Source organism: Photobacterium frigidiphilum (assembly GCF_003025615.1).
Taxonomy (GTDB): domain Bacteria; phylum Pseudomonadota; class Gammaproteobacteria; order Enterobacterales; family Vibrionaceae; genus Photobacterium; species Photobacterium frigidiphilum.
Genome location: NZ_PYMJ01000026.1, coordinates 66,093 through 78,527, shown reverse-complemented (window position 1 = coordinate 78,527; position 12,435 = coordinate 66,093). Strand labels below are relative to the sequence as shown.

The following is a 12,435-nucleotide window of genomic DNA, read 5'->3' as shown; positions in this document are numbered from 1 at the left end:
TAAACAGGCGATTTTCTAACAAGCCGCGCTTATTGTTGGCACATAGTCAGATCCTGCATGATTTGAACGTAAACGAAATATGGTTTTCATGAAACCTAACCACTCTCTGAGTTCGTTAAACTTAAGCTTGTTTATTAAAGAAATCAGATATAACCGTCAGGAAATCTGTGGTGATACCATTCCAATATCGCCAAGTATGACCTCCAGATGCAGTCTTATATGTGAAATCAACCCCTTCCTTTTTTAGCAATTTAACAAGGTCTTCATTACGAGCAAAACTAATATGATCATCAGTACCGCAATAGATATAAAGTTCTGGCTCCATAGTGAATTTTTTCGGATTGAATTCTGGGTAATAGCTTAGATCAAAATAACCACTGAGTGGCACAGACAACCCAAAAACATCCTGATGGCGATGCGCTAAATAGAGTGCGCCAAAACCTCCCATTGATCCCCCTGAAATAGCGGTGAACGTTTTACCCGACTTTATACGATACTGTTCCCTTACATAGGGGATTAATTCGTCCATAATATGGGTTTCTGTGTTGTTCACATACTGACTTTTATCACCATAGGGCATAACTATAATAAATGGTTCAATTAATCCGGCATGGATAAGATTGTCCATGAAATTTTGTATTTTCCCATCTCTGACCCATTGTTCTTGATCGCTACCATAACCATGCAGTAATAGTAAAAGGGGATAACTTTTTTGGCTATCAGCAGAGTAAGCTGGGGGCAGATACACAGTAAAAGGACTATTTTCACCAAGGGCTTTACTGTCAAAATCACTATTGATGACTGAGCCATGGGGAATATTCTGGTTAACGCTTAATTCTGCAATCTCTTTCCCTAAAACAATAACCGAATTTAAACCGTCAAAGCCATCATCTGTTGTTTTGGGATTGCTTTGATCATATTTCCACTGCCCATCTACAACAAATTTATACTGCCAGGCCCCTTGTGGTAAATACAGCGTTAAAGACCAATTATCGTTTTCTCCTTGCTGCATTTTAAAAACATTCTCTTTCCAATCGCTCATCTCTCCAGCAAGGTAAACGGCTTTAGCACTGGGCGTTTTTAATGAAAAAGTGTGGGCAATATTTCCCTCTTTTGGTGATAACATCGGATTTTTTTCTTTCACCTCCGATTGGGCACTTATCGCATCTTCCTTCGCCAAAATAGTGCCATTTACTTTGGTAGTGCCTGAACACTCAGTATTGCCATCACTCCATGTCCAGTAATAGCCCCCTTCTATTTTCTTATCCTGAATTTTGGCAGTAGCTTCAAGATAGGTGACTTCGCCACCATTAATAAACCAAGGAGGTACCTTCCATTGAACATCTGTGCCATCAATCGTACCAGTAACCCCATAATCATTTGATAATTGGCACCCCTGCTGAGTGACAGTAAAAATCATTTTTTCTTTTTTTCCTGAACCACCACATTGTGAATAATCGGTATCAGCTATTAAATCCCAGGTACCACCTACTAGAGAGCAAGTTGATGCTGTTGAACCCAGCTCGATATTACTTTTACAGCCAACCAAAACCAAAAGTAACGTTGCGCTAATACACCCAGTAAAACACCTTAACGTTCTCGTTTTATTAATCATATTCCACCAAAAATTTCTGTTATTTCTATTTTTCAAAATCACTGAGCTGAACCAATAAAAATGAACATTTCATTAAAAAACATTTCTTATAGACACCAGAACAAGCCAGACAATCACCTTGGAGTGCATTGGCGATATCCATTGTTTATCCTTCACTATGTAAAACCGTGTACTAAGCTGCAAAACCAATATACGACTGATGCTAGAAACACTCAGGGTACGGTAACAGAGAAAGCGCTATACAATTAATGAGTTAACTCACATTTCTTCTCTATCGCAAGCTGGCTTTGGAAGTGATGAATGTTGATTGAGTTCATAATTCACGACTCCAGCTTGCGACAGAATCGAGATAAAGCCATTGCTTTTCATGACACTGACTATATAATCACTGTTGTTATATACAGTATTCTTTGAGGTGTTGTATGAAAATTGAATTGATGGTGAATAAAAAAAATCTCCCTGATAACGGATTTCCAAAGCTCGAAAACGAATTTACTCGTCGTATCTTATTACGTTGGCCGGAAGCGGTTATTCGCGTTCGTAAAGGGAACAACAATGCGTTAACTGTACTCAGGGCTTTGAGCACAGATAAAAAATTAGTCAGTCAGCTACTTGAAGAAATGTTTGATGAAGCAGACGAATGGCTTTATGAACATTAACGTCACATTTGTGGGTTAACGGTCGCTGTTTTGGGGCAATCTGCGGGGTGAAATACCGAGACAAAGTGTTGATTACCTCGCTGGCTTTTACTCACAATGAGTGACATGACGGCATTTTCCGGTGACTTTGCTCAACTATGTTATTTAAAGAGTTAACTTGAAGCACTTCAATCAGGTTGAGTACCTTACCCGCAAACCAAAGTTGGACATTGATATTATGCAGCGCTAACTCATTAGCTCCACTTTTTCAGGTAAGCCATGCTGGCCTATCGCCTTGTTGGAAAAAGCTCGAGCTGCTTTTTCGTCTCGCTTATCACACAGATAAAATCAATCACATCACCGTATTTATCAACGGTTTCGTTCCCGTTACCCCTTTCCTGCCCTCTATGACTGCTAACGAGTGCTTCAAGCACGGTTATCTATTTCTAGGAATAGGCACTGGTTAGGTCAGATAGGTGAACCTACCCCTGCAGCTCTAAGTACCGACTCGTCAATACCACGCTTGGCACAGCAATCAGCAAGTTTGCCATCGATAACAACAGCAGGAAGTGACTTGATTCCAAGTACCTTTGCGCGGGCGGCAATGCTTTGTTCGTGCATATCAAGAACGGTAATATCACAAGATGGGCAAGCCATACTCTTTACCTGTTCAACAACCTCGTTACAAACAGCACAGCCCGCACTGAAAATCTCAATTTTACGTTTAGCTGTCATAACCTACTACTCCTTAAAGCGATGGTGATAGCAGATGACCATAGGCAATGTTAATTTTCCAATTGTCGGTGTTTTTGCCATCCGTCCCCCTAAATATATTTTAGACCTTGGAGTTGAGTCAAAGCCAAGCACATCATGACATATGTCTCTTAATATATTCCTCTGAGTAATTCTTATTCCAATATGGATAAGTAAATGGTCATAAATTTGCGCATAAAAAATCGATAAGAATGAACAGATACTTATTTAAGTTGGTATTAAGTATCCTGAATCACCTCGCGACTATATACCCAAGCACCTTGAGGTAACTTGGGTATAGTATGTAGTTGAACGGTGTGAAACGATTGAGAAGTGAGTTATGACGTTAACAATTGGAAAATTAGCGAATGCCGCAGGAGTTAATGTAGAAACCATTCGTTTTTACGAAAGAAAAGGTTTGCTCGCTCAACCACAGAAACCTACTGAGGGCTTTCGCCAGTACCCTTCGGAAGTATTACAAAGGTTATGTTTTATCAAGCGAGCACAGGAGTTAGGTTTTACTCTTGACGAAATTATAAACCTCCTGACGCTAGGAGATGGAGACTGCCTTGAAGTTCAATCACTTGCCAAACAAAAGCTTGTACTTGTAAGCAAAAAAATCGCCGATCTTCAACGCCTTGAATCTAACCTTAGTCACCTAATTGACCAATGCTCCAGCACCTCTGACTTATCCTGTCCGATTGTTGATTCTTTCAAAGAATAGTGACTTGACTCCGTACCTAAGTACGGCTGCTACATTTAATCAATAATATGCAGTTAAGGAGAAAAGCCCATCAATCCCTTTGATTGGCGGAATGATCGCAGCTATTGGAGCAGGCTTATGCTGTGCAGGCCCTTTTATATTGCTTCTGCTTGGAATTAGCGGCTCATGGATCAGTGGCTTAACATTGCTTGAGCCATATCGCCCTTTCTTCATCATCGCGGTTATTGTTACCTTTCTCTTAGCTGCAAGGCGTATCTATCGTCCTGTAAAAAAGTGCAAAGAAGGGGCGATATGCGCAATACCTAAAGCACGCCAACATCAAAAGGCGACACTATGGATTACATCTGTTATCGCTTTAGCTTTGGTAACAAGCCCTTACTGGATTCCAGTGATTGCTTAAAGGATCTGATATGAAAAGGTTAGCATTAGCATTGTTTAGTGTTGTGTTCTTAAATTCGGTCAGTGCAAAAGAACAAGTTGTTGAGTTAGATATCCCCACTATGACATGTCCAGTATGCCCTTTAACAATAAAGGCTGCGTTGAAGAAGGTTGAGGGAGTTTCCAATGTCGAAACATCTCTTGATGATAAGCTCGCACGAGTCACTTTCGATGATGAAATAACTGACATAGCAAGTATAGAGAAATCCACCGCTGAAGCAGGTTACCCATCAACAGCTAAGCAGAGAAATAATAATGAATGATATTGTCTTAGAGTCTGAATTAACTTGCCCATACTGCGGTAATAAAAAAGTTGAAGCAATGCCAACCAACGCCTGTCAGTGGTTTTATGAATGTGAAAAATGTCACCAGCTATTAAAACCTAAGCAAGGGGATTGTTGCGTTTATTGCTCCTATGGCACAGTACCTTGCCCACCGATACAGCAGAACCCATCTGAAAAAGATCAGGGATGCTGCAATAGTTAACGTGATATACCCAAGTCACCTCAAAGTGAAAATTCAACGACAATTTCGTGGTACGTTATTTTAATTTCATCAGCGGTATCTAAAATGACTCCTGCTGAAGCAGCTTCTGCCGTCCCACCCACTTGTTCTGCTACTGTTGTCGACGCTATTGATGCAACTGTCGATGACTGCGAACCATACGTACTAAGAAAGTGATTACTGATCAGAATGAACTACCTTAAAAAGAGACATTTCTATCTGGGAATAAAGCCGGACATTTTAAAGTAAGATAAACATAATAAGTTTCCATTCAGCTTTCATTTTGGATTATGAGTATAAAATTAAAGTAATCAAATTGAGGTATGTATGATGAAGCAGAAAAAATTAGTATCTATACGATTAGCCAAGGAAGCATCGAATCGTACGCGTGATAAATTTTTACGGATAATATTTGAACAATATAAAAGTAATTTAACGCCCGTAAACTGAATTCTAGAAGGTCACCTTTAATACATCATAACGCTCGCTCAAGAATTACCCCTCGTTGATAAATCCAACACCTGTCCCCTCCCCCAGTAAAACACTTAGTTTCGAGTGAATCTCATACGGAACTCTCTCGGCTATATACTCAAAATATTGTTGTGAACTTTCAAGTAAATCGCATGCCTTTTGTACTCTTATTCATTGCAATAATGGTTGAGGTTATAACCAGTAGCCTTAAGGAAGCGGCACAGCATGGTGCGGCGTAACTTCTTACGTAATTTTGGGGAAGACTCAATGAACCAACGATTAACAGAAATCTCTCGAGCTGCCAGCATGTCACTAAGTCTTGCGTAACTCATTGTGGGTAAAGTGTTTTCATTTGAATTCTGGGTTGTCATTGAATAGCTGGATTCGATGGGGAAAGAAGCGATTCTGAGCCCGAACTGAATTTTTTGCAGCAATCCCTAACTTTGCGAAAACCCGTTTTTTTTGCGCAACCCTGTCTCAATTGTAAGTTTAGAAAAGATAAATTACTGGTTGCTCGATGGATGTAATGGAAGGCCTCTCAGAGGTGACTATGCTGTTTAAGGAGAAAATAAAAACGAAGAATAAAGCACTATAATCCATGTGGGGAATGCTACCAATGAACAGAAATACACTGGGCCAGGCCGTTACAATTGCAACAGTATTCGTCTCTTCGACCGTTACTGCTGAGGTCGATTTTCACGGGTATGTGCGTGCTGGTATTGGCATCAGCGGTGAAAACGGCCAGCAGGTGCGTTACCAGTCGAATAAAGTAGGTCGCCTCGGTAACGAAGACGACCTCTATTCTGAAATCCTATTGGGCAAAGAGCTCTACAGCCAAGATGGAAAATCCTTTTATGTTGACTCTATGATGGCTTTACTTTCTGACGGAAGCAATGATTTCGAAGGCACGAATACATCATGTGAGTTGCTCAAAAATTCAGCGGGTGATGTTGATGATGTCTCCTGTGACAATGATGCGGAATTTGCCATTCGTCAGTTCAATGTTCAGGCTAAGGGGCTCATTCCAAGCAATCCTGATACTGTTTCTTGGGCAGGCAAACGTTACTATCAGCGACATGATATTCACATTTCTGATTTTTACTACTGGGATACATCCGGATCCGGTGCCGGTGTGGAAAACCTGTCTGTCGGTACGGGCAAACTTTCATTAGCGGTACTTCGTCAAGATAGCGGTGATATCAATGTAAATAACTTCGATATCCGATACGCCGAAATTGCACTTTGGCAAGATGCCAATTTAGAGCTTGGTTTTAACTATGGCCTCATCAACGAAACGGATGCGCAGAAAGCGGTGGTTGGCGAAGACCCACTGATGCTTACCGCTGAAATGACCATGGCCAACGTTATTGGTGGTTTGAACAAAACGATATTCCAATATGCGACCGAAAGCTACGGTGAACAAATGGCTGGATTGGGAGCCGGTAACTCACCTGATGCAACCTCTGACGATAGTATTGACGGCTACCGAATCATTAATTGGGGGGTAATTGCTCCAACAAATACATGGGAAATCGGACATCAGATCGTTTATGCCAATTCAAGTTTTGACAGCCAAGATGATCATTCTATCTTCAATGTAGTTGTTCGACCAATGTATAAGTGGGACGAAAACATGCGTACTGTGTTTGAGGGCGGTTGGTTTACAGAAGAGGACAATAAGGTCGATAGCTCCGGTAGCAAATTTACCGTGGCACAAGCTTGGTCGGCCGGCTCTAGCTTCTGGGCCCGCCCTGAGCTACGTGTATATGCCAGTTACCTGAAAGACTATGAAAATGATAATGCCTTTGGCATAGGGAACGACACAGAATACAACTTGGGTGTCCAAGTTGAAGCTTGGTGGTAAACCAGATAAGGCTCAGGGAAATGGTAAAGCTAAAAAACTTAACGTTGTACCTATGGGCCGTATTTGTTGTGGGTTGTACCTCGGTGCCTGAAGTCAGCACTCAGGCCCAAAATCCCGCAAACAATAAAACCGTTTCGCTGGCAGAGTTGAACTGGCAGGAGCTGAGCCTTCCGGCAGACATTAATTTTGAATTTAATGAGAAAAGCCAAGTACTGCTAGACAATAACAGTACTGGCCCAGTCGCAAGTTTTGTTATTCCGGCAGACAGAGGCCCCGTAGACATGGTGCTGACTAGCCATGTAGGTAAGGAATTGACCCTTTATGAACCAAATGTATTGGTTACCAATTCCAAAGGAGAGGTAATCCATCACATAAAATCAAATGAATTCAAATATATACCGGCAAAGCTTTTAGATGGTGATCGCATTCAGAAACAATTTACCATTGTTCCGCAAATCGGGGCAGATCAGGTCAATGTTTTAATCTACACCACTTCCGAAGATCTAAAAGGCAGTACAACCGTTATTAATCCAGCTAAAGCTTTCGCTATAGGAACAGGCACGCAACCACCGATGATCCCAGATCTTACTGCGTTGCACAGCGAGTATGGTCAACTAAATTTAACCGTAACGGCTATGAGTCAAACTAATCTAAACCCAATTCGACCTGCTATTGATTATGTGCCTGAGCTCGAAGCGAAAAGTGCTTACTACCTTAATTCTATTCAGAACAGCGTAGAGCAAGGCGATATTGATCATGCCATGACGTTAGTTAGTGAAGCTGAAAAATTGGGCATCCCAAGTGCCAGAGCGACGTTCATCAATGCAGTTCAAAGTCGAAATGAGCATAAGTAGCAGCGAAATCTTTCTAATGAAAAAGAGTCCTACTCTCTATAAGAATGCATTAGCATTGATGATGAATAGAGGATAAATACACTCTATCCTCCCAGAGAGTAATTGAAAGTTATTCGTTAAGGTTCGGTCTTCTTAACTGTGTACCTCCAAACAAGGATACCTGCTATGAAGAGCAAACTTACGCTACTTCCATTGTTAGGTAGCATTTTACTTATCAGTATTCCTACCTTTGCCGATTTAAAAGATATTGGTCGATACGATGCCAATGGGCTTTATGAACCGGGTTACGTAAATTACAAGCATGCAAGAGAACACAGTTCAACACTAAACCAAGGCTCCAACCTCTACGAGATTGGATTTAAGAATGCATCTGGTCATTACGAGCCTAACTACGTAAATTACCCTAGTCCAGAGAGCAAAAAGGTTGATAACAAAACAGAGTTAGAACGGCTTTCTGATATGGGATATTACAACAAAAATGGTATTTACGAACCGGGCTATGTAAATTACAACCACACAAGAAAATAAGGGGCTGTTACAAATAATTAGATAAAGCATTGCTGGAAATACATGACGCCGTTTGCTAAAGAGCTCTCTTTTGAAACGCCACCCAAATGTAGCTCAAACTCGCGGTTACTCTTGGGCGAGCTGGCATTATTCCTCCTTACTGCTAAGCGCAATAACCTCACAGCGCTTACCCGTGGAGGTAGAGGATGAATCGAAACTGATCTCTAACGAATCTAAAGTGCCCAGCATTGCTTTAGTCAGGCGAACGTTTTCTATCACAAAACAATTATTGTCTTCACAGCGCTTATCAAACGAAATATGTTCGTCACCATGCGCACCAATGCCATAGCTATCTATCACAATAAACATTGGTGAGCGTTTCAGAATAGAATCCAATACATCGCTATTTAGTACCGTAGATTTCGCACCGTAATTAGGATTTCCGTAGTCATTTTCTTCTACGTTTCCTGTAAATAAAATCAATGATTTTCCAGACAACTCAAGCGATTCAACTTGCTCTAACGTTGGCATTGCTTGCGTACAATCAATAATGTGAACAGGCGTAGTATATTCCGTCTCTGTCGGCATTTTAGTATAACAATCAATGTGCGTACCGATATGCCCCAGTGCATTCACAGAATCAGACTGCCGCTTCGCCCACTGATGGGCAGGATGATCATCTAAAATTTCAATACTGATATTCTTTCGGTTCATGTTTGTTTCTCCTCTAAATTGATAGGGAGAATTCTAGCGTCAATAAGCACACTCCATTACAAATATTAAGACAATAAACATCAAAATAAGGACATTATAAAAAAATCCCCAGTGATACTCACGACTTATATCGAGTAAGTATCACTGGGGAGCACATTATCGAATGCGAATGAGATTGTATTTACGGATAGTAAAGCTTACATCTAGCGCTTACATTTAGCATGGCACTGTTATTGAATAACAGCCCCCTGCTCGACCCAAGTACCAATGAGGTTGCGCTCATCATCGGTCATTTGAGTAAGGTTACCCAGAGGCATCACTTTCGTTTGAACCGCCTGAGCCATAATTCGTGGTACGTTTATTTTAATTTCATCAGCGGTATCTAAAATGACCCCTGCAGGTGCTGTTTTAAATGCAGCATGCGTTGGTGTTGCGGAATGACAGACGCTGCAACGCTCTTGAATCACGGTATTTACCGAGTCAAAACTGACTCCTGCAGACGCTGCTTCTGTCGTTGACGCCGACGTAACTGTCGATGACTGAGAACCATAAGGTGATGTCACAAACGCTAAAGCAATCATACCTAGCGCTGCAATCGGCACTGTCCATGCGTATTTCTGGCTACCATGACGCGTATTAAAGTAATGACGAACCAAGATACTAAAGACAGCAAGGCCCGCTAAAATCAACCAGTTGTACTGTGAACCATACGTACTAGGAAAGTGATTACTGATCATAATAAACAGCACTGGTAGTGTTAAGTAATTATTATGACGAGAACGCAAAAGCCCTTTTGCTGGTAACGCTGGATCTGGCGCTCGGTTTTCTTCAATCGCTTTTACAAGGTTACGCTGTGCAGGCATGATGACGCGAAATACGTTACCCACCATAATCGTACCGATGATCGCACCGATATGAATGTAAGCACCACGCCCACTGAATACTTGGGTTAAGCCATATGTTGCCCCGACTAAGAGGAAGAATAAGATTGCCGCAAGCAATACGGGCTTTTTACCTAACGCAGAATCACACAAGAAGTCATAAACAAACCAGCCAGTGATTAAAACACCCAGCCCTAGCGCAATTGCTGTCGTAGAATCTAAACCTGAGCCTGGTGCGATAAGGTACAGTTCAGCATTTAGGTAGTAGACGACAAACAACAAGCACATGCCGGTGATCCACGTGAAATACGCTTCCCATTTAAACCAATACAGATTTTCAGGCATGCTCGGTGGGGCAAGTTTGTATTTTTCTAGGTGATAAATACCGCCGCCATGAATCGCCCATAAGTCACCCGTTAAACCTGTTTTAGGGTTCACACGATTCAGGTTGTTTTCTAACCAGTTGAAATAAAATGATGCGCCAATCCATGCGACACCTACTACCATATGAGCCCAGCGGATTGCTAAGTTCAGCCATTCAGTAATATGTGGATCCATAATAAACTCCTCGAATACATTGCTATGTTCATCGCCTATGGCTTATCAACATATTTAATTAAATTGTTCTTCCTTGCCTTTTGGTATATCGCTTTCTTCAACTGAGGAGTAAGAAAGAAAGACGTATAAACTAAAAGGTAACGCTATTCTTGATGCTAAATCGACACCAAATCATTCAATGTTAATTCAACCTGTACCTTGTCTGAAAAATACACTTCATCACAGTTATTGCCGGGGCCTGACCTATCAACAATCAAGAATTGATCTTCTTCTGTCAACGCTAAAACTGGGTGATGCCAAACACCTTTATGATAATTTACACCTTGCCGGCCATTGCTGATAAAAGCACGTATTGCACTAGGATCTGGCGAGTCATCTTTAGGGGCAACAAGAATCAAATAAGGGTTACCCAAAAGAGGAACAAACGCCTGTGAACCCAGTGGATGGCGTTCCATCATCTTTATTGATAGCGGGTACTGCAATGGGGTTGCTTGAAATATACTGATAATCGGCTCACCACCATTATCTGCAACATCGACATCTGCCATACGGTGATAGCGTCGTGTTGATCCATTATTAATCATAAAGAACTCACTGGTTTCTTTATCAATTAAATCACCAAATGGCTTAAAGGCTTCTGGTGTTAATGTTTCAATCTTCAATGTTTTATTCAACGTTAACGTTTCAGTCACAGATGCTTCTTTTGATTGCTCTTCTATCGATTGTTCAGTGGTATTTTGCAGGTCCATTACCCTCTCCTTCTAGTTGGATTGCGTCAGTCATACCATTCTGGATAAGTAAATGGTCAGATACTTGTCTAGATTGGTATCATTCGCTTTTAAAGCCGAAAAGACGCAGACGGCTAATACCACCATCAGGGAAAATATTTAGGCGCACATGCGTGACTGCTCCAAGATTATTCACCTGCTCAACAAACTCATGGATATTATGAGCCGATAACTTTTGCGAAGGCATTAATTCACGCCAGAACAAGCTTTGCGTCTCTACCTGATCATCTGTTCCACCTTGAACATACGCGGCTTGAATTGAACAGCTATCAGGGAAGTTGCCTTTAAAGTGTGCGGTATCAACCACGACTTTGCCAATTTTTCCTGGGCGGCCTAAGGCAACAATCACCCAATCATTACCCGGAGTACGGCGACGTGCGGTTTCCCAACCATCGCCCATATTTTCACCACGGCCAGGGCCTAATATATTGGACTTCTTTCCAAAGTGTTCATCACTACAAGCCAATGCACGACCACCATTAATAACAGCCGCTAAATCAACTTCTTGGTCAGTACCGATTTGATCCCAGTTAACGCTCGGACGACCATACACACGTAAACGTGCTACACCACCGTCAGGGTAAATATTTAAACGGACATGGGTAAATACTTGCTCACTGCCTAATGCATGTAAGTGATGGCTGTCACCTTGAAGGCTTTGTGACGACAGAATTTCTTGCCATTCAGTGCCATCAGACGGTTCACCGTCAGGGCTATAACAGGCATCAACAGACGCTGATGGTGGAAAATTACCAGTGAAAAATGAGGTATCAATATCTAAACCCGCAATCGTTCCCGCAAGGCCAAGTCGAACGACACAAAAGTCATAGCCTTCACTACGTTTACGGCGCGATTCCCAACCATCCATCCACTTGCCGTTATCATCATAAAGATCCTCTTTCCATTCCGCAGCTTCGGTACGGATCAAACGGCTTTTATCTGCAAAAAAATCATCGGTTGCAAAGATTGCTTCAGCGCCTAATTTAGGGTCTGCAAGGTTTACGTATTGTTCAAAATTCAATGCCTTTTCCATAATCATCCTGTTTAATTAAGTTCATAAAGAATAAGAGTGTTATTCTTTATTTCGATTCATCGAGAACACAATAATGCGAAGTCGTTGTTTTCT

The 12,435-nt window shown here is 41.5% G+C and carries 13 protein-coding genes and 3 pseudogenes; 8 read left to right on the top strand and 8 right to left on the bottom strand.

Annotation, left to right across the window (positions count from 1 at the left end):
• Positions 1-121: 121 nt before the first annotated feature.
• Positions 122-1,615, bottom strand: coding sequence for an alpha/beta hydrolase-fold protein (locus C9J12_RS20875; protein WP_107244452.1), 1,494 nt, complete (start codon positions 1,613-1,615; stop codon positions 122-124).
• Positions 1,616-2,037: 422 nt separating this feature from the next.
• Here C9J12_RS20875 and C9J12_RS20870 point away from each other — a divergent pair, with 422 nt between their 5' ends.
• Entirely contained in the window at positions 2,038-2,274 is a 237-nt protein-coding gene (locus C9J12_RS20870; RefSeq protein ID WP_107244451.1) for a DinI-like family protein, read from the top strand.
• 91 nt (positions 2,275-2,365) lie between these two features.
• Here the strand turns inward: C9J12_RS20870 and C9J12_RS31210 are convergent.
• Both C9J12_RS31210 and C9J12_RS20865 read right to left on the bottom strand, forming a co-directional pair.
• Positions 2,366-2,627 (bottom strand): annotated as a pseudogene (locus C9J12_RS31210) (DDE-type integrase/transposase/recombinase); the annotation flags it as partial.
• 94 nt (positions 2,628-2,721) lie between these two features.
• The gene (locus C9J12_RS20865) at positions 2,722-2,988 is read right to left on the bottom strand and encodes a thioredoxin family protein (protein ID WP_107244450.1); all 267 of its coding nucleotides are present in this window, start codon (positions 2,986-2,988) and stop codon (positions 2,722-2,724) included.
• A gap of 358 nt (positions 2,989-3,346) precedes the next feature.
• Between C9J12_RS20865 and merR the strand changes: the two genes are divergently transcribed.
• From merR to C9J12_RS20845, 4 genes and pseudogenes are all read left to right on the top strand, one after another.
• Complete coding sequence (merR, locus tag C9J12_RS20860; RefSeq protein ID WP_107244449.1) at positions 3,347-3,730, top strand: Hg(II)-responsive transcriptional regulator; 384 nt, start codon at positions 3,347-3,349, stop codon at positions 3,728-3,730.
• A 70-nt stretch (positions 3,731-3,800) separates the two neighbouring features.
• Positions 3,801-4,130, top strand: a pseudogene (locus C9J12_RS20855) (mercuric transporter MerT family protein); the annotation flags it as partial.
• Positions 4,131-4,140: 10 nt separating this feature from the next.
• On the top strand, positions 4,141-4,431 hold the full coding sequence (gene merP, locus C9J12_RS20850) for a mercury resistance system periplasmic binding protein MerP (protein ID WP_107244447.1): 291 nt from the start codon (positions 4,141-4,143) through the stop codon (positions 4,429-4,431).
• Positions 4,424-4,654, top strand: coding sequence for a GDCCVxC domain-containing (seleno)protein (locus tag C9J12_RS20845; protein WP_107244446.1), 231 nt, complete (start codon positions 4,424-4,426; stop codon positions 4,652-4,654). The genes merP and C9J12_RS20845 overlap by 8 nt, the downstream gene beginning before the upstream one ends.
• A gap of 719 nt (positions 4,655-5,373) precedes the next feature.
• Here the strand turns inward: C9J12_RS20845 and C9J12_RS20840 are convergent.
• Positions 5,374-5,475: pseudogene (locus C9J12_RS20840) on the bottom strand (IS6 family transposase); the annotation flags it as partial.
• Between the two features lie 284 nt (positions 5,476-5,759).
• On the opposite strand from C9J12_RS20840, the gene C9J12_RS20835 reads away from it, so the two are divergent.
• The 3 genes from C9J12_RS20835 to C9J12_RS20825 all read left to right on the top strand — a co-directional run bounded on the left by C9J12_RS20835 (position 5,760) and on the right by C9J12_RS20825 (position 8,389).
• Positions 5,760-7,007, top strand: coding sequence for a maltoporin (locus C9J12_RS20835; protein ID WP_107244471.1), 1,248 nt, complete (start codon positions 5,760-5,762; stop codon positions 7,005-7,007).
• A gap of 20 nt (positions 7,008-7,027) precedes the next feature.
• A complete protein-coding gene (locus C9J12_RS20830) occupies positions 7,028-7,861 on the top strand; it encodes a MalM family protein (RefSeq protein WP_107244445.1) in 834 nt (277 codons plus the stop codon).
• 165 nt (positions 7,862-8,026) lie between these two features.
• Complete coding sequence (locus tag C9J12_RS20825; protein ID WP_107244444.1) at positions 8,027-8,389, top strand: hypothetical protein; 363 nt, start codon at positions 8,027-8,029, stop codon at positions 8,387-8,389.
• Between the two features lie 126 nt (positions 8,390-8,515).
• Here C9J12_RS20825 and C9J12_RS20820 read toward each other — a convergent pair whose 3' ends face one another.
• The 4 genes from C9J12_RS20820 to alc all read right to left on the bottom strand — a co-directional run bounded on the left by C9J12_RS20820 (position 8,516) and on the right by alc (position 12,342).
• Positions 8,516-9,082, bottom strand: coding sequence for a cyclase family protein (locus tag C9J12_RS20820; protein WP_107244443.1), 567 nt, complete (start codon positions 9,080-9,082; stop codon positions 8,516-8,518).
• A gap of 230 nt (positions 9,083-9,312) precedes the next feature.
• A complete protein-coding gene (locus C9J12_RS20815) occupies positions 9,313-10,521 on the bottom strand; it encodes a urate hydroxylase PuuD (protein WP_107244442.1) in 1,209 nt (402 codons plus the stop codon).
• Positions 10,522-10,676: 155 nt separating this feature from the next.
• Positions 10,677-11,270: an ureidoglycolate lyase gene (locus C9J12_RS20810; protein ID WP_227876422.1), complete on the bottom strand. Its 594-nt coding sequence runs from the start codon at positions 11,268-11,270 to the stop codon at positions 10,677-10,679.
• A gap of 79 nt (positions 11,271-11,349) precedes the next feature.
• On the bottom strand, positions 11,350-12,342 hold the full coding sequence (gene alc, locus C9J12_RS20805; RefSeq protein WP_107244441.1) for an allantoicase: 993 nt from the start codon (positions 12,340-12,342) through the stop codon (positions 11,350-11,352).
• Positions 12,343-12,435: the final 93 nt, after the last annotated feature.

Bases quoted from the DNA above. Each gene is read 5' to 3' on its own strand.
- C9J12_RS20870 (WP_107244451.1), top strand. From the start codon at position 2,038: ATGAAAATTGAATTGATGGTGAATAAAAAAAATCTCCCTGATAACGGA.
- C9J12_RS20835 (WP_107244471.1), top strand. From the start codon at position 5,760: ATGAACAGAAATACACTGGGCCAGGCCGTTACAATTGCAACAGTATTC.
- merP (WP_107244447.1), top strand. From the start codon at position 4,141: ATGAAAAGGTTAGCATTAGCATTGTTTAGTGTTGTGTTCTTAAATTCG.
- C9J12_RS20810 (WP_227876422.1), bottom strand. From the start codon at position 11,270: ATGGACCTGCAAAATACCACTGAACAATCGATAGAAGAGCAATCAAAA.
- C9J12_RS20815 (WP_107244442.1), bottom strand. From the start codon at position 10,521: ATGGATCCACATATTACTGAATGGCTGAACTTAGCAATCCGCTGGGCT.
- alc (WP_107244441.1), bottom strand. From the start codon at position 12,342: ATGGAAAAGGCATTGAATTTTGAACAATACGTAAACCTTGCAGACCCT.
- C9J12_RS20865 (WP_107244450.1), bottom strand. From the start codon at position 2,988: ATGACAGCTAAACGTAAAATTGAGATTTTCAGTGCGGGCTGTGCTGTT.
- merR (WP_107244449.1), top strand. From the start codon at position 3,347: ATGACGTTAACAATTGGAAAATTAGCGAATGCCGCAGGAGTTAATGTA.
- C9J12_RS20825 (WP_107244444.1), top strand. From the start codon at position 8,027: ATGAAGAGCAAACTTACGCTACTTCCATTGTTAGGTAGCATTTTACTT.
- C9J12_RS20830 (WP_107244445.1), top strand. From the start codon at position 7,028: ATGGTAAAGCTAAAAAACTTAACGTTGTACCTATGGGCCGTATTTGTT.
- C9J12_RS20845 (WP_107244446.1), top strand. From the start codon at position 4,424: ATGAATGATATTGTCTTAGAGTCTGAATTAACTTGCCCATACTGCGGT.
- C9J12_RS20820 (WP_107244443.1), bottom strand. From the start codon at position 9,082: ATGAACCGAAAGAATATCAGTATTGAAATTTTAGATGATCATCCTGCC.
- C9J12_RS20875 (WP_107244452.1), bottom strand. From the start codon at position 1,615: ATGATTAATAAAACGAGAACGTTAAGGTGTTTTACTGGGTGTATTAGC.